The 14474-nt window shown below is 58.0% G+C and carries 14 protein-coding genes; 2 read left to right on the top strand and 12 right to left on the bottom strand.

The annotated features are described in order from the left end of the window. Positions 1-4 precede the first annotated feature (4 nt). Together ccoG and AACY18_RS18970 are read right to left on the bottom strand one after the other, a co-directional pair. Positions 5-1420: a cytochrome c oxidase accessory protein CcoG gene (gene ccoG, locus AACY18_RS18975; RefSeq protein ID WP_339432575.1), complete on the bottom strand. Its 1416-nt coding sequence runs from the start codon at positions 1418-1420 to the stop codon at positions 5-7. A gap of 256 nt (positions 1421-1676) precedes the next feature. Beyond that, a complete protein-coding gene (locus AACY18_RS18970) occupies positions 1677-1853 on the bottom strand; it encodes a hypothetical protein (RefSeq protein ID WP_339432574.1) in 177 nt (58 codons plus the stop codon). A 327-nt stretch (positions 1854-2180) separates the two neighbouring features. On the opposite strand from AACY18_RS18970, the gene AACY18_RS18965 reads away from it, so the two are divergent. Beyond that, complete coding sequence (locus AACY18_RS18965) at positions 2181-3185, top strand: metallophosphoesterase family protein (protein ID WP_339465694.1); 1005 nt, start codon at positions 2181-2183, stop codon at positions 3183-3185. 55 nt (positions 3186-3240) lie between these two features. On the opposite strand, the gene ccoP (AACY18_RS18960) is transcribed toward AACY18_RS18965, so the two are convergent. The 8 genes from ccoP (AACY18_RS18960) to ccoN (AACY18_RS18925) all read right to left on the bottom strand — a co-directional run bounded on the left by ccoP (AACY18_RS18960) (position 3241) and on the right by ccoN (AACY18_RS18925) (position 10137). Beyond that, complete coding sequence (ccoP, locus tag AACY18_RS18960; RefSeq protein ID WP_339432573.1) at positions 3241-4224, bottom strand: cytochrome-c oxidase, cbb3-type subunit III; 984 nt, start codon at positions 4222-4224, stop codon at positions 3241-3243. Beyond that, positions 4221-4406, bottom strand: coding sequence for a CcoQ/FixQ family Cbb3-type cytochrome c oxidase assembly chaperone (locus tag AACY18_RS18955; RefSeq protein ID WP_003175465.1), 186 nt, complete (start codon positions 4404-4406; stop codon positions 4221-4223). Before AACY18_RS18955 ends, ccoP (AACY18_RS18960) begins: the two co-directional genes overlap by 4 nt. A 5-nt stretch (positions 4407-4411) precedes the next feature. Continuing rightward, entirely contained in the window at positions 4412-5020 is a 609-nt protein-coding gene (gene ccoO / locus AACY18_RS18950; protein WP_221733289.1) for a cytochrome-c oxidase, cbb3-type subunit II, read from the bottom strand. Beyond that, the gene (gene ccoN, locus AACY18_RS18945) at positions 5020-6462 is read right to left on the bottom strand and encodes a cytochrome-c oxidase, cbb3-type subunit I (RefSeq protein WP_123463551.1); all 1443 of its coding nucleotides are present in this window, start codon (positions 6460-6462) and stop codon (positions 5020-5022) included. The genes ccoO (AACY18_RS18950) and ccoN (AACY18_RS18945) overlap by 1 nt, the downstream gene beginning before the upstream one ends. 480 nt (positions 6463-6942) lie before the next feature. Next, complete coding sequence (ccoP, locus tag AACY18_RS18940; RefSeq protein WP_339432572.1) at positions 6943-7896, bottom strand: cytochrome-c oxidase, cbb3-type subunit III; 954 nt, start codon at positions 7894-7896, stop codon at positions 6943-6945. Further along, a complete protein-coding gene (locus tag AACY18_RS18935) occupies positions 7893-8090 on the bottom strand; it encodes a cbb3-type cytochrome oxidase subunit 3 (RefSeq protein ID WP_339432571.1) in 198 nt (65 codons plus the stop codon). Before AACY18_RS18935 ends, ccoP (AACY18_RS18940) begins: the two co-directional genes overlap by 4 nt. Before the next feature lie 3 nt (positions 8091-8093). After that, positions 8094-8702, bottom strand: coding sequence for a cytochrome-c oxidase, cbb3-type subunit II (gene ccoO, locus AACY18_RS18930; protein ID WP_339432570.1), 609 nt, complete (start codon positions 8700-8702; stop codon positions 8094-8096). A gap of 10 nt (positions 8703-8712) precedes the next feature. Continuing rightward, the gene (gene ccoN, locus AACY18_RS18925; RefSeq protein WP_221733294.1) at positions 8713-10137 is read right to left on the bottom strand and encodes a cytochrome-c oxidase, cbb3-type subunit I; all 1425 of its coding nucleotides are present in this window, start codon (positions 10135-10137) and stop codon (positions 8713-8715) included. 95 nt (positions 10138-10232) lie between these two features. On the opposite strand from ccoN (AACY18_RS18925), the gene AACY18_RS18920 reads away from it, so the two are divergent. After that, positions 10233-10952, top strand: a complete 720-nt coding sequence (locus AACY18_RS18920; RefSeq protein ID WP_339465686.1) for an alpha/beta family hydrolase — start codon at positions 10233-10235, stop codon at positions 10950-10952. Positions 10953-11440: 488 nt separating this feature from the next. On the opposite strand, the gene AACY18_RS18915 is transcribed toward AACY18_RS18920, so the two are convergent. Then, a complete protein-coding gene (locus tag AACY18_RS18915; RefSeq protein WP_339465685.1) occupies positions 11441-11743 on the bottom strand; it encodes a hypothetical protein in 303 nt (100 codons plus the stop codon). A gap of 192 nt (positions 11744-11935) precedes the next feature. Continuing rightward, positions 11936-14092, bottom strand: a complete 2157-nt coding sequence (mtlD, locus tag AACY18_RS18910) for a bifunctional mannitol-1-phosphate dehydrogenase/phosphatase (RefSeq protein WP_339465684.1) — start codon at positions 14090-14092, stop codon at positions 11936-11938. Positions 14093-14474: the final 382 nt, after the last annotated feature.

The raw sequence follows: 14474 nt of genomic DNA, 5'->3' as shown, positions 1-14474 counted from the left end.
TCTCTTAACGGATTTGTGGGCCGATGAATCGGCTCTTGGCTTCAACGTGGACGCTGTTGTCATCAGCATCCTTGAGGATGAATTTGACCTCGTTGGTGCTCGACGGCAGTTGTTCCGGTGCGCTCGACAGCTCGACCGGCATGCTGAAAATATCCCCGGCCGCGACCTTGATTTCACGTTTGCCTTGCAGGCGCAGATCCGGCAGGCCAGCGGCTTCCAGCACGTAGGTGTGGTCGCGCTGATCCTTGTTCATGATCTTCAGGCTGTAGACGTTTTCTATCCGGCCTTCGGCGTTCTCGCGATACAGCACGCGGTCTTTGCTGACATCGAAACCGACCAGAGAACGCATGACGAACGCAGTCACCAACAGGCTGATCATCGCCAGCAACACCACGGCATAGCCGATCAGGCGTGGTCGCAGTTTATGGGTTTTCTGGCCCGACAGGTTGTGTTCGGTGGTGTAGCTGATCAGGCCGCGCGGGTAGTCCATCTTGTCCATGATGCTGTCGCAGGCGTCGATACACGCGGCGCAGCCGATGCATTCGATTTGCAGGCCGTCGCGGATGTCGATACCGGTCGGGCAGACCTGAACGCACATGGTGCAGTCGATGCAGTCGCCCAGGCCCTGAGCCTTGTAGTCGGCGCCTTTTTTGCGCGGGCCACGGCTTTCGCCACGACGCGGATCGTAGGAAACGATCAGTGTGTCCTTGTCGAACATCACGCTCTGGAAGCGAGCGTACGGGCACATGTAGATGCACACCTGTTCGCGCAGCCAGCCGGCGTTGCCGTAGGTGGCGAGGGTGAAGAAGCCGACCCAGAAGTACGACCAGCCATCGGCTTGTCCGGTGAAAAACTCGAAGACCAGTTCGCGGATCGGCGAAAAGTAACCCACGAAGGTCATGCCTGTGACGAAACCGATCAGCAGCCAAAGCGAGTGTTTGGCGAGTTTGCGCAGGAGTTTGTTGCCGCTCATCGGCGCCTTGTCGAGCTTGATGCGCTGGTTGCGGTCGCCTTCGGTGACCTTTTCGCACCACATGAAAATCCACGTCCACACGCTTTGCGGACAGGTGTAGCCGCACCAGACTCGGCCGGCATACACGGTGATGAAGAACAGGCCGAACGCGGCAATGATCAGCAGGCCTGAAAGGAGAATGAAGTCCTGTGGCCAGAAGGTGGCGCCGAAGATGAAGAACTTGCGCTCCGGCAGGTTCCACCACACGGCCTGATGGCCACCCCAGTTCAGCCACACCGTGCCGAAATACAGCAGGAACAGGGCGGCACCGCCCATCATCCGCAGATTGCGGAACAAACCGGTAAAAGCACGGGTGTAGATTTTTTCTCGTGAGGCGTAAAGATCAACGCTGTTGTTCGCGTTTTTGCTCGGTGGCGTGACGTCGTGTACCGGAATCTGGTTGCTCATCATTGCATCCCACGGCAGTGGAAAAATGCCTCGGTCGATACGTGCCGGCCGGGGTCGGAAAGGGCGTTGCAGTGGCGCAATGATACGCCTGTCACGCCGTCTAACGGGTGCGACCTTTGGTCGCGTTGGGGGCGGGCTGTAAATGGTGTAGCAGATGTAACAAGTCCTGATCCAGATCAATTGACTATAGACGATGCATGAGAATCGCTCGGGCGAGTGAGTCCCATGCATCGTCTCGGCAGGCAATCCGCAGGCATCAGTCCAGCCTGCCGCCGCCGAGACTTTCAAGCCCGCCGTCTTTGGGTTTTTTCACCTCATGGCCAGCGGTGGCGTCGCCGCTGGCATCGGGGAGCGGAGTGTCGGGTTTGATACCCGGGTCGGCAAAAGTGAAATCTTCGTGGGATTGCACACAATCAACATCGGATTCTCGCATGGCTTTCTTCCTTGATATGCAGCGGTATAGGGGGTGGTCTGACGAACCATCGGCAGACGGAAAGAAAAGTTACAGACCGATGAAGATTGAGTCTATTGAGCATTTGCCTCAAATCGTGAACGCTTTCTGATTGCAAGTTTCGCAAGCCCCTGCGGCTGATCGTTGATTGCTTTTTAATTGTTAGTCCTGGTTGTTTTTTAGAAGCTTGGAAACAAGAGTGATTAATTAATCAGGTTTGTGTGTTTGAGATTTTATTGTCTTTCGAATAAGTTGGTGGCTGGCGACATGAGGTCGTCAGCATAAGTTATTGAATGGAAGTTAAATATGATGACGGGTAGTAAAGTTGCGGCTTTTATTCTGGGTGTGTGTTTGTTGTTGTCGGTAGTCTCGGCTTATTCTGTGGAGCCTGCGCCTAAATATATGGTGTTTGCATCGGATACGCAGTATCCCTGGACAGACAAGACAGACAGCGGGGCGCCTGAATCTGATGAGGCGTTTACAAAGCGTTCGAAGTGGCTGGTGGAAACTCAGTTGGCAAGTATTGCCGCTTTTCGAAATGCTCAGGGTGGGCAGGCGAAAGTGCCATTGATGATCAACGGAGATATCACCGCGTTCGGTCATGACTGGCAGCGCTCCTATATGAAAGAGGTGCTGGCTAAGCACTTCGGTGGTGAGTATCTGTATGGTTTGGGTAATCATGACTATGAAAACAATGTGGATGATTGTTTCAGTAACAGCTGTGCGGCGGGCAGTATTGTTGAATTCAGAAAACATCATGAAAACAGGGTGGATAACTTTGATGTGAGGTCCGCGCAAGGTTTTTGGGGTAATACGTATTCAGGAAGTCTCGCTTATTCAAAGACCATCGGTGACGTCCACATGGTTCAACTCAACAATGAGCCGACGTACTCGACCCGGATTGCTCATTTCCTGAACCCGACGACGTTCGAGATCAATAGTGCACTGGACTGGCTTGAGGTTGACCTGCGTCTGGCGAGAGCTCAGGGGTACGCCATTATCATAAATATGCACAAGCCGTTGAAGATGAAGGGCGACAGTGCGCAGCAAAAACGCTTTCGCGACATGATCGTCAAGTATCAGGTCACAGCAATATTCGCCGGTCATTTACACCGGGACGGCGGTGACTCTTACTGGGTGGGAGATGTGCCGATGTATCTGAGTGGCGCCACGTCTCAGCAGACCTACTTGATCACCCGTTTTACCGAGGATCGCAAGCAGTTGCAGATTTATCTGGTGAAGGACAATCAATGGCAGGAGCGCACGCTCATCGACACGGTGGCGGTGAAATCCATCTGGGCCAGCCGTCCATGAAAAAGGCCCGGCCAATTGTCATTGGCCGGGCCTTCCTTTGCATCAAGCGTCGGCCTTACTGCGCCTCGGCTTCCGGCATTTTTTCACCGTGGGACAGGCTGTAAACGTAAGCCGCCAGCAGGTGAACCTTGTCGTTGCCTTGCAGTTGTTCCTGCGCCGGCATCTGGCCCTGACGGCCGTAACGGATGGTTTGTTGGAGTTGCGCGAAGCTCGAGCCGTAGATGAACGCGCCCGGGTGGGTCAGGTTAGGCGCGCCCATGGCCGGGGTGCCTTTGCCTTCCGGGCCGTGGCAAGCCACGCAGTTGACGGCGAACAGTTTCTGGCCGTTGACCGGGTCAGCCTTGGCGTCTTGCGGCAGCTTGCGGCCATCGAGTTGCGTCACCACATAGGCTGCCACGTCGGCAACGCCTTGCTCGCCGATCACTTCGGCCCAGGCCGGCATCACCGCGTGACGACCGCCCATGATGGTGGTCTTGATGGTTTCCGGCTCGCCGCCCCAGCGCCAGTCGGCGTCGGTGAGGTTCGGGAAACCGTAAGCGCCTTTGGCGTCGGAACCGTGGCAAACCGAGCAGTTGGAGGCGAACAGGCGGCCGCCCATCTTCAGGGCTTGCGGATCCTTGGCGACTTCTTCGATCGGCATGGCAGCAAACTTGGCGAAGATCGGACCGAACTTGGCGTCCGAGCGAGCCATTTCCTTTTCCCACTCGTGGACGCCGGTCCAGCCGGTCTGGCCGTTGGCGAACGCGGTCTGCTTGTCGTTATCGAGGTAGTTATAGCCTGGCAGCAGGCCTTTCCAGTTACCCAGACCCGGATACAGCACCAGGTAACCCAAGGCAAAAATGATGGTGCCCACGAACAGCATGAACCACCATTTCGGCAGTGGGTTGTCGTACTCCTCGATCCCGTCGAAGGAGTGCCCGACCGTCTCGTCCGTCTGTTCGCTGCGCTGGCCCTTGCGGGTCGACAGCAGCAGCCAGGTCAGGGAAAAGATCGTACCGAGACTGAGGACTGTGACGTACAGACTCCAGAATGTAGTCATTCTTTGTTACTCCTAGAAGCTTGCTCGACGTGCTTGATGGCTTCGGGATCATCCGCAAAAGGCAGCAATGTCGCGTCTTCAAACTCCGACTTGCGCTTGGGGCTGAATACCCACAAGGCCAGACCGATGAAGGCCACCATCACGACAACGGTGCCCAGGCCACGAATCATCCCGATATCCATCCAATTCACCGTTTGCTTTTGATGATGGTGCCCAGGCCTTGCAGATAGGCCACCAGCGCGTCCATTTCGGTTTTGCCCTTCACGGCATCTTTTGCACCGGCGATGTCTTCGTCGGTGTAAGGGACGCCGAGTGTGCGCAACACTTCCATTTTCTTGGCCGTGTCTTTGCCGTCGAGCTTGTTTTCCACGAGGAACGGGTAAGCCGGCATTTTCGACTCAGGCACTACGTTGCGCGGGTTGTACAAGTGCGCACGCTGCCAGTCATCGGAGTAGCGACCACCCACACGGGCCAGGTCCGGGCCGGTACGTTTGGAACCCCACAGGAACGGGTGATCCCAGACGCTTTCACCAGCGACCGAGTAGTGGCCATAGCGTTCGGTTTCGGCGCGAAACGGACGGATCATCTGCGAGTGGCAGCCGACACAACCGTTGGCGATATAGATATCGCGGCCTTCCAGTTCCAGCGCCGAACGTGGCTTCATGCCCTCGACCGGCTTGTTGGTCACGTCCTGGAAAAACAGCGGAACGATTTGGGTCAGGCCACCGACGCTGACGGCGATGACCATGAAGAAGGCCAGCAGGCCAATATTCTTCTCGACAGCTTCATGCTTCATCAGTGAGCTCCAACGACAGCGATCTGGGCGGCGGCTTCGGCTTCAGCCGGGTTCGAGGCGCGCACGGTGCGCCAGACGTTGTAAGCCATCAGGAACATGCCGCTGGCGAAGAATGCACCGCCCAGGGCACGGACGATGTAGCCAGGGTGGCTGGCTTGCAGCGCTTCAACGAACGAGTAGGTGAGGGTGCCGTCGTCGTTGATTGCCCGCCACATCAGGCCTTGAGTGATGCCGTTGACCCACATCGACGCGATGTACAGCACGGTACCAATGGTTGCGAGCCAGAAGTGCGCGTTGATAAGGCCGACACTGTGCATCTGCGCACGGCCGAACAGTTTCGGGATCATGTGGTAGATCGCACCGATCGAGATCATGGCCACCCAGCCCAGAGCGCCGGCGTGTACGTGGCCGATGGTCCAGTCGGTGTAGTGCGAGAGCGAGTTGACGGTCTTGATCGCCATCATCGGCCCTTCGAAGGTCGACATGCCGTAGAACGCCAGCGATACCACGAGGAAGCGCAGGATCGGGTCGGTGCGCAATTTATGCCAGGCGCCCGACAGAGTCATCATGCCGTTGATCATGCCGCCCCAGCTCGGTGCCAGCAGGATGATCGACATTGCCATGCCCAGCGACTGTGCCCAATCCGGCAGTGCGGTGTAGTGCAGGTGGTGCGGGCCGGCCCAGATGTACAGGGTGATCAGTGCCCAGAAGTGCACGATCGACAGGCGATAGGAGTAGATCGGACGTTCGGCCTGTTTAGGCACGAAGTAGTACATCATCCCCAGGAAGCCAGTGGTCAGGAAGAAACCCACGGCGTTGTGGCCGTACCACCACTGGATCATCGCGTCGGTCGCGCCGGAGTAGGCCGAGTAGGACTTGAAGAAGCTGACCGGCAGCGAGGCGTGGTTGACGATGTGCAGCATCGCGGTGACGACGATGAAGGCGCCGTAGAACCAGTTACCGACGTAGATGTGCTTGGTTTTGCGCTTGGTGATGGTGCCGAAGAACACCAGACCGTAGGTGACCCAGACAATGGCCAGGAGAATAGCCAGCGGCCATTCCAGTTCCGCGTATTCCTTGGTGGTGGTGTAACCCAGCGGCAAGGTAATGATCGCGCCGACGATCACCGCTTGCCAGCCCCAGAAGGTGAAGGCGGCGAGGCTGTCGGAAATCAGTCGCGTCTGGCAGGTTCGCTGCACGACATAGTAGGAAGTGGCAAACAGTGCACATCCACCGAAGGCAAAAATCACCAGGTTTGTGTGCAACGGGCGCAGGCGTCCAAAGCTCGTCCACGGCAGACCGAAGTTCAATTCCGGCCAGACCAGTTGCGAGGCGATGAAGACACCGAGCCCCATGCCAAGGATCCCCCAGACCACCGTCATGATGGCGAACTGGCGGACTACCTTATAGTTATAAGCAGTCGGACTGATTGCTGTGCTCATTCTAAGGTTCCACGGTTTAGGTGTTTTATTAGGATTAAAATCGGCCGCAAGTATGCAGAGAGCAAGGGGTCATTGCAACGCGCCATGACCTGGGTCAATGCTTTCCAACGCTGATTCTGCGGCCTTTCCATACGCCGCGTAAGGACAAAATTGGCCTCGGACAAAATGTCGCAGCAGACAAAAAAAGCGAGGGGTTCAGATCACTTGTAACGAGGTGTGTTAAAACTGCCGGTTCGGCTGATGAACGGCAATCGGCGCGACAGCCGGTATCTACCGGCCTTTGCGGCGCGTTTGTCAGCCGATTCATCGAACACATCGCTCAGGTCGACCTGGAACCAGCACGGGCCAGTCCGCATCGAGCAAGCGTAGACCCGAATCAGGGGAACCGAAAGGAGAGGGTATCAAGGGGTGCGACAATGCGTCGCAAAGGGGCGGGAAACTGCCGCACTGAGAAACATGCGGCAGCGGTGTAGTCAATAACTACTGCTTATTGTCTTCAGTAATAAGTTTTTCTGTATTCAATTTGTGGCTGAGGCTGTACACATAAGCAGCCAGTAATTGCACTTTATCGTTACCCAGCAGCTCATTCTGCGCTGGCATATGACCTTGGCGACCATGGCGGATGGTCTGTTCGAGCTGGGTCAGGCTGGTGCCATAGATAAATCCGGCCGGGTGCGTCAGATTCGGCGCCCCCATGGCTTCAGTGCCGTGGCCGGTTGCCCCATGGCAGGCGACGCAAGTGGTGCTGAACGTTTGCTGTCCGGCTTGCAGGTCGGCCTTGCTGTCGGCGGGCAAAGGCAGGCCGGCCAGATCGTGACGCACATACGCGGCAACGTTTTTCACACCCGCTTCACCGAGCACTTCGCCCCAGGCCGGCATCGCCGCCATCCGCCCACCCATGATGGTGGTCTTGATGGTGTCGGCGTCGCCGCCCCAGCGCCAGTCGCTGTCGGCCAGGTTGGGGAAGCCGAACGCGCCTTTGGCATCCGAGCCGTGGCAGACCGAGCAGTTGGAGGCGAACAGACGGCCACCCATTTTCAGCGCCTGTGGGTCTTTTGCCACTTCTTCCAGCGGCATGGCGGCGAACCTGGCGAAGATCGGTCCGAACCTGGCGTCAGCCTTGCTCATTTCCTTTTCCCACTCGTGCACGCCGGTCCAGCCGTCCTCGTAACCGGGCAGGATGCCTTTCCAGTTACCCAGGCCCGGATACAGGATCAGATAGCCCACGGAAAACACCAGCGTGCCGGCGAACAGCATGAACCACCACTGCGGCAGCGGGTTGTCGTACTCCTCGATGCCGTCGAAGCTGTGGCCCATGGTCTGGTCGACGCTGCCCTTGGTCTCGCCCCGACGCGTGCCGATCAGCAGCCAGGTCAGGCCGATCAGGCTGCCGATGGTCAGTACGCAGATCCACGTACTCCAGAAGGTGGTCATGGCCGGGTACTCCTTGGTTCAGATGCGGGGGTAGTGTCGGGTTGCGGCTCGTCGGCGAACGGCAGCAGACGTGCTTCGGCAAACTCCGGGGTGCGCTTGCGATTGAAAACCCACAAGGTCAGGCCTACGAAGGCGACGAACACCACGACCGTGCCGAGGCCACGTATGAGGCCTGTGCTCATTTCAATGACCATGGCTCACCTCTTGCTCTTGATTGCAGTGCCGAGCACTTGCAGGTAGGAGACGAGGGCGTCCATCTCGGTCTTGCCCTTGAGGCTGGCCACCGCGCCGCTGATATCGTTGTCGGTGTACGGCACGCCGAGGGTGCGCAGGGTCTTGAGCTTGGTTTCGGTGTGGCTGCTGTCGACCGCTTGCGTGACCAGCCACGGGTAGGCGGGCATCTTCGACTCCGGCACGACGTTGCGCGGGTTGTACAAGTGCGCGCGGTGCCAGTCATCCGAGTAACGCGCGCCGACCCGGGCCAGATCCGGACCGGTGCGTTTCGAGCCCCACAGGAACGGGTGATCCCACACGCTCTCACCGGCTACCGAGTAGTGCCCGTAGCGTTCGGTTTCGGCGCGGAACGGGCGGATCATCTGCGAGTGGCAACCGACGCAGCCTTCGCGGATGTAGATGTCGCGGCCTTCCAGTTGCAGCGCGGTGTAGGGCTTCATGCCTTCCACCGGTTTGTTGGTCACGTCCTGGAAGAACAGCGGGACGATCTGGGTCAGGCCGCCGATGCTCACGGCGAACACCATGAGCAACATCAGCAGGCCGACGTTCTTTTCAATCGTTTCGTGTTTCATGGCGGACTCCTCAGGCCATCTGCGCGGCAGCAACGACGTCAGCAGGCTGTGAGGCCCGTACGGTGCGCCAGGTGTTGTAAGCCATCAGGAACATGCCGCTGAGGAAGATCGCCCCACCCACCAGCCGTACGACGAAGCCTGGGTGGCTGGCCACCAGGGTTTCGACGAAGGAGTAGGTCAGCGTGCCGTCCTCGTTCACGGCACGCCACATCAGGCCTTGGGCGATGCCGTTGACCCACATCGACGCGATGTAGAGCACGGTGCCGATGGTCGCGAGCCAGAAATGCGCGTTGATCAGGCCGATGCTGTGCATCTGCTCTTTGCCGAAGATTTTCGGGATCATGTGGTACAGCGCGCCGATGGAAATCATCGCCACCCAGCCCAGAGCACCGGCGTGTACGTGGCCGATGGTCCAGTCGGTGTAGTGGGAGAGCGCGTTGACGGTCTTGATCGCCATCATCGGACCTTCGAAGGTCGACATGCCGTAGAACGCCAGCGACACCACGAGGAAGCGCAGGATCGGGTCGCTGCGCAACTTATGCCAGGCGCCCGAGAGGGTCATCATGCCGTTGATCATCCCGCCCCAGCTCGGTGCCAGCAGGATCAGCGACATCACCATGCCCAGCGACTGTGCCCAGTCCGGCAGCGCGGTGTAGTGCAAGTGGTGCGGGCCGGCCCAAATGTACAGGGTGATCAGTGCCCAGAAGTGCACGATCGACAGGCGATACGAATACACCGGGCGCTCGGCCTGTTTCGGCACGAAGTAGTACATCATCCCGAGGAAACCGGCGGTGAGGAAAAAGCCCACGGCGTTGTGGCCGTACCACCATTGCACCATCGCATCGGTCGCACCGGCATACACCGAGTAGGACTTGGTGAAACTCACCGGCAACTCAAGGTTGTTGACGATGTGCAGGATTGCCACGGTGATGATGAACGCACCGAAGAACCAGTTGCCCACATAAATGTGCTTGGTCTTGCGCTGCATGATCGTGCCGAAGAACACGATGGCGTAGGCCACCCAGACGATGGTGATCAGAATGTCGATCGGCCATTCCAGCTCGGCGTATTCCTTGGAACTGGTGTAACCCAACGGCAGGCTGATCGCCGCCAGCAGGATCACCAGTTGCCAGCCCCAGAAGCAGAACGCGGCGATTTTCGGCGCAAACAGTTGAGTCTGGCAGGTGCGTTGCACCGAGTAGAACGAACTGGCGAACAGCGCGCAGCCACCGAAGGCGAAGATCACCGCGTTGGTGTGCAGCGGGCGCAGACGGCCGAAACTGGTCCAGGGCAAATTGAAGTTGAGTTCAGGCCAGACCAATTGGGCGGCGAGAAAAACCCCGAGGCCCATGCCGACGATGCCCCAGACCACCGTCATAATGGCGAATTGGCGGACCACCTTGTAGTTGTAGGCGGTACTGATAGAAGTGTTCATGGTTCCCCATCCACGGTTCAGCCGAAGTGAGCGCGAGCAACAATCGCCGCGAATCCTTCGCCTGGAGTTATAGGCAGACTAAAAGCGAGGCAAGCATGGACAAACAGCACAAGGCCAGTATTGACGGGGATCAATGGGCGCAGTGTGCGCGCGAGCATGGATGGCTGTGGGACGCCGCGTCGGGCGAGGCTTCGGTGACGTTGATCCTGGCCCACGGTGCTGGTGCGCCGATGGACAGTGACTGGATGACGGACATGGCTCGGCGCCTTGCTGCACTTGGGGTCAACGTGTTGCGCTTTGAGTTTCCGTATATGGCGCAGCGACGGGTTGATGGGGGTAAGCGGCCGCCCAATCCTGCGGGGAAATTGCTGGAGTGCTGGCGCGAGGTGTTCGTTGAAGTGCGACGTCATGTCGCTGGGGTTTTGGCCATTGGCGGGAAGTCGATGGGGGGGCGGATGGCGAGTCTATTGGCCGAGGAATTGGGTGCCGATGCGTTGGTCTGTTTGGGTTATCCGTTTTATGCGGTGGGGAAGCCGGAGAAACCTCGGGTTGAGCATTTGGCGTCTTTGAAGACGCGGACTTTGATTGTTCAGGGGGAGCGCGATGCGCTTGGCAATCGGGAAGCTGTCGAGGCTTACACCTTGTCACCGAGTATCGAGGTGACGTGGCTGGCGGCCGGGGATCATGATTTGAAGCCGTTGAAAGCTTCAGGTTTTACCCATGAACAGCATCTGGCTAGCGCCGCGCAGCAGGTAGTCGAGTTTCTCGGCAACAGTTCAGCGCGTATCCATCTCTTTAATTGTCTCGGTGGATGATCTGTCTCTGCGCCTCCGAACTCTGGTAATGAACGCATGTACCGGATGGAGGATGGCGGTAAGCACGCCAAGCAGCATGATGATGAAGATGATGATCAGCGGGACGCTTTCATGCGAGAACATGGTGGTTTACTCCTGTAGTCACTATGTCGGAACCCGCAGACTAGACGCATAGAACCCTGTTTTCGATGAACGTATATTCATCCTCAGACGCTCGAGCTGTGCTACGGCACAGCTGTGCGCAGTCGTCGACCAAACGTGTGCTTTAGGTCATGAATCCTTATGGATGCATACCCAGGGTGAGCGGGGCGAAGGTTTTCCTCTGGCCGCACTCATTGCTCCCTTGGTTGCCGTTTTGTCCGTCGCTTTCCATCAGGAGTGTGGAAGGAAACACCGCGATAGCGCGCTCTCGCAGAGAGGCTCGGGCGGTTTTCGTCAGGCTGACGTGGTACCGTCCTGTGAAATGCTGAGGCAGTAGGATTCGGTTGTCACACATCCTGCTCATGCGCCATGCAATGAATGCATCCCGGGCGTGGCGAATCGCTGTGTACTGGTAACGTTCGCCCGGCGAGTTCCAGTTGAAAATCAATCTCGGCGTCAACCCAACTCGCGAACTCGGCCGCTGCGTAATGAAACGCGCGCTCTAGCTCTTTCATATCCGGCGCGTCGTCTGATGCATCCAGCCAAGCCTTTTTGGCATTACGGTAATCCTCCAGGACCGACAAGGTATCCTCATCAAGTCTGATAGCCGCCGGGGCCGGTAGGATTTTGCGGGGGGCGGTCCATTTCATGGTGGTTTTACCTTTACCAAGAGCACACCGAACAAAGGGAAGACGAGGTGCCGGCACGGCCTTGCAAGCGCCATTCGTCCATCCCCGAGAACTGCACGCATCAACGATGGCCAGATGGCTATGTTGCAAAGGCCGAAAAGCTACAGCAGCTCTCAGAGACAGGGTTAAATCGTGCAGGCCTCTGCTGCGAAGTTACGACACGTGCGGCTGCGATCCAGCCTCAAACGGCCATCCCCAGTGAGCCGAGTCAGGTTCCAGGAGCTGATGAAAATGCTCCGAAATCGACTCTATCAGCGCTGCATCATCAAGCCCGTCCAGTCCTGGATACGGCCTGCCGTTGTAGTCCCCTGTATGCGTCAGCACTTTTTCGACACTGCCACTTTCATCGTAAAGCTTCCTTATCCCAAGGCACTCCTGTTCCTTGCTGTCGGTCGAGCGCAGAGCGTAATGAATGGCCAGTGCGGCACCGAACTCGAGGGCGGGCGTTTCGATCCCGTGTTTTCTGGCGAGATCAATGCTGCTCAGAATGCGCTCGTTGCGCTGCAATTTGCGCAGGGGGTCGCGGCCTACGCGTGCGCAAGGGTCCTTGAAGGAAGTCTTGCAGCGCTCCAAAAAGGTCTGAGCAAACGCGGCGACCGCCTCGTTCATCTGCGCATTGTCTGCCAACAAGGCGGGAGCAACCTCCTGGCGGATCAGCCGCTCGGCCAAAGCGCTTACACGCGAGTCCCCCATGCCTTGGCCCACCCACGAATATCCCAGCAGGCTGGCATACCAGGCAATAATCGCGTGAGGACCGTTCCAAAGGCGATTCTTGATGACCTGGATCTGGGCAATGTCATCTACGGTTTTCACTTGGCGCAGTCGCTCCAGCAGATCGCTGCCGCGTTCCACATACAGAGGCATATCCGGCTCGCTGTTGAACAGGATCAGATGCATCTGGTTAAGTGCGCTGCTGGACTGGGCGAACGGGCGAAAGCGACCAATCAGCCGTTCGTATTCCGGTACCGGAGTGGCAAGCCTGGGTGCCATGCTCGGTTCCTCGTCCATGCTGTTCTGGAACATTTGCGACTTGATTCGCAGTTGTCGCAGCAGGGCATCTTTGCTGATCTTGGAGACGATTCGGCTGACAACGGTTTCGGCAAAGTGGGTCTTGTTCAGGATCTGCTGGCAAATTTCCACTGAGCACAGCAGCGCCAATTCCGCTTCGACGTGTCGGCGAACGAAGGCGGCGCCACCCACTTTGTTCAACACGATCAAAATGGTTAGTTCGCGGCCGCGGCGTTCAAAGCGCCGCAGCAGTCCCTTGGCGATCACCCCGGCCTGTTTGCGGATGGCTTGCTCAGGCAGGCTGAGACCAACGATTTCAGCGACGTCATACATGTCGATCACCGCTTCGGCGTCGTCCATATCGATCATTCTGAGGTTTTCGATGGTCTGGTCGAAGGACGTGGCACCGTAACGCACGCTGAACCGACCGAAGGCGTCGACCGTCTCGCGCAGCATCCGCGAGCGGGTCGCGGCAATGATTTCACAGGGCCGGGTGTAGCCGTCCCAGTGGGAGAACACTTGCGTCAAGTAGCCACCACCGATCGCACCAAAGCCATGAATACCCACGCGAAACTGGTTCAGCGCCTGGGGGAAAGGCTCGCTCAGTTCAGGTGTGCCCAGGTGGGGAATGCACTCGCTGATGTCGGCGAGAAACTCGTGCATGCTGCCGTAAGCCTTGAGCGCGCCGGCTTTGACCTCAGTGGCAGGTGGCTTGATGTCTTCGATCAGGATCGGTTGCCCTTCGGCACGGATCGCCGACAGCAGGCCGTTTTCAGAGTCTTCGACCATGAAGCAACTGCCAGGCGCGCAATTGAGGGCGCTGGCTGCGCGCAGGAAAATCTCGGGATGGGGCTTGCCCTGGCTGACTTCATCGCCACACACGGTGATGTCGAAGTACTTGAGCACGTTGGCATTGATCAGGTATTCCTCGGCGATGGCTCGGCGGCTTGAGGTGGCGACTGCCATGGTCAGGCCGCATTTGCGCAACCGCTCCAGCACCTCCAGCAAGCCCGCTTTGATGGGGACGCCGTGATCACGCACGTACTCCAGTTCTAGCTCATCGGCCCGCTGGCGGATCTGCGCGTAGGGGAAATCTTCACCGTTGTGCGCCTTCGCGAGCGCTTCGGCCTTCTTCGCGCTCAGGCCCAGTGAGCCGATCAAGGTTTGCTCGCTGAGCGGCTTGCCGAAAATTTCGTTGGATGCCTGTTTGAGGGTTCTGAAGCGCAGGCGCTCAGTGTCAAACATGGTGCCATCCATATCGAAGATGGCGCTGAGTATTCTCTTCCCCTGGAAAAAAATCATTGGCTGATGCTCCTTGTAACGTGGGAACGCTCACAACCGGTCAACCTCGTGCAGGAGGCGCTGCGGCAGCATTCTGTCGTGACCCGAAGTTGACGCCGTTTGAGGCTGGATGCCGACCGGTCTGTGTTTCACTCAAGTGAGTGATGAATTCAGATAAAAAAAACCAGGCGAGCAGAACTCACCGTGACGAACCACAACGAGGTGGCGCCGGTTCAGTGACTATCGATCAGAAGGGCAGGCGGAGGGACGTAACGATGGCGCCTATAGGCGTAGCTGCCAGACAAGCGAGTTCGCAGGCAGTGTGAAGCGGAGTGTGTGGAGCGCTGAATAACGGACCCTGTGGCTACATTCAAGTAGTGTTTGACGTAAGGCCCACAGTGCG

Origin of the sequence: Pseudomonas sp. EA_65y_Pfl2_P74, assembly GCF_963970575.1 — a bacterium.
Classification (GTDB): domain Bacteria; phylum Pseudomonadota; class Gammaproteobacteria; order Pseudomonadales; family Pseudomonadaceae; genus Aquipseudomonas; species Aquipseudomonas baetica_A.
This window is presented reverse-complemented; position numbering and strand designations above follow the sequence as displayed.

Bases quoted from the DNA above. Each gene is read 5' to 3' on its own strand.
- ccoG (WP_339432575.1), bottom strand. From the start codon at position 1,420: ATGAGCAACCAGATTCCGGTACACGACGTCACGCCACCGAGCAAAAAC.
- AACY18_RS18970 (WP_339432574.1), bottom strand. From the start codon at position 1,853: ATGCGAGAATCCGATGTTGATTGTGTGCAATCCCACGAAGATTTCACT.
- AACY18_RS18965 (WP_339465694.1), top strand. From the start codon at position 2,181: ATGACGGGTAGTAAAGTTGCGGCTTTTATTCTGGGTGTGTGTTTGTTG.
- ccoP (WP_339432573.1), bottom strand. From the start codon at position 4,224: ATGACTACATTCTGGAGTCTGTACGTCACAGTCCTCAGTCTCGGTACG.
- AACY18_RS18955 (WP_003175465.1), bottom strand. From the start codon at position 4,406: ATGGATATCGGGATGATTCGTGGCCTGGGCACCGTTGTCGTGATGGTG.
- ccoO (WP_221733289.1), bottom strand. From the start codon at position 5,020: ATGAAGCATGAAGCTGTCGAGAAGAATATTGGCCTGCTGGCCTTCTTC.
- ccoN (WP_123463551.1), bottom strand. From the start codon at position 6,462: ATGAGCACAGCAATCAGTCCGACTGCTTATAACTATAAGGTAGTCCGC.
- ccoP (WP_339432572.1), bottom strand. From the start codon at position 7,896: ATGACCACCTTCTGGAGTACGTGGATCTGCGTACTGACCATCGGCAGC.
- AACY18_RS18935 (WP_339432571.1), bottom strand. From the start codon at position 8,090: ATGGTCATTGAAATGAGCACAGGCCTCATACGTGGCCTCGGCACGGTC.
- ccoO (WP_339432570.1), bottom strand. From the start codon at position 8,702: ATGAAACACGAAACGATTGAAAAGAACGTCGGCCTGCTGATGTTGCTC.
- ccoN (WP_221733294.1), bottom strand. From the start codon at position 10,137: ATGAACACTTCTATCAGTACCGCCTACAACTACAAGGTGGTCCGCCAA.
- AACY18_RS18920 (WP_339465686.1), top strand. From the start codon at position 10,233: ATGGACAAACAGCACAAGGCCAGTATTGACGGGGATCAATGGGCGCAG.
- AACY18_RS18915 (WP_339465685.1), bottom strand. From the start codon at position 11,743: ATGAAATGGACCGCCCCCCGCAAAATCCTACCGGCCCCGGCGGCTATC.
- mtlD (WP_339465684.1), bottom strand. From the start codon at position 14,092: ATGATTTTTTTCCAGGGGAAGAGAATACTCAGCGCCATCTTCGATATG.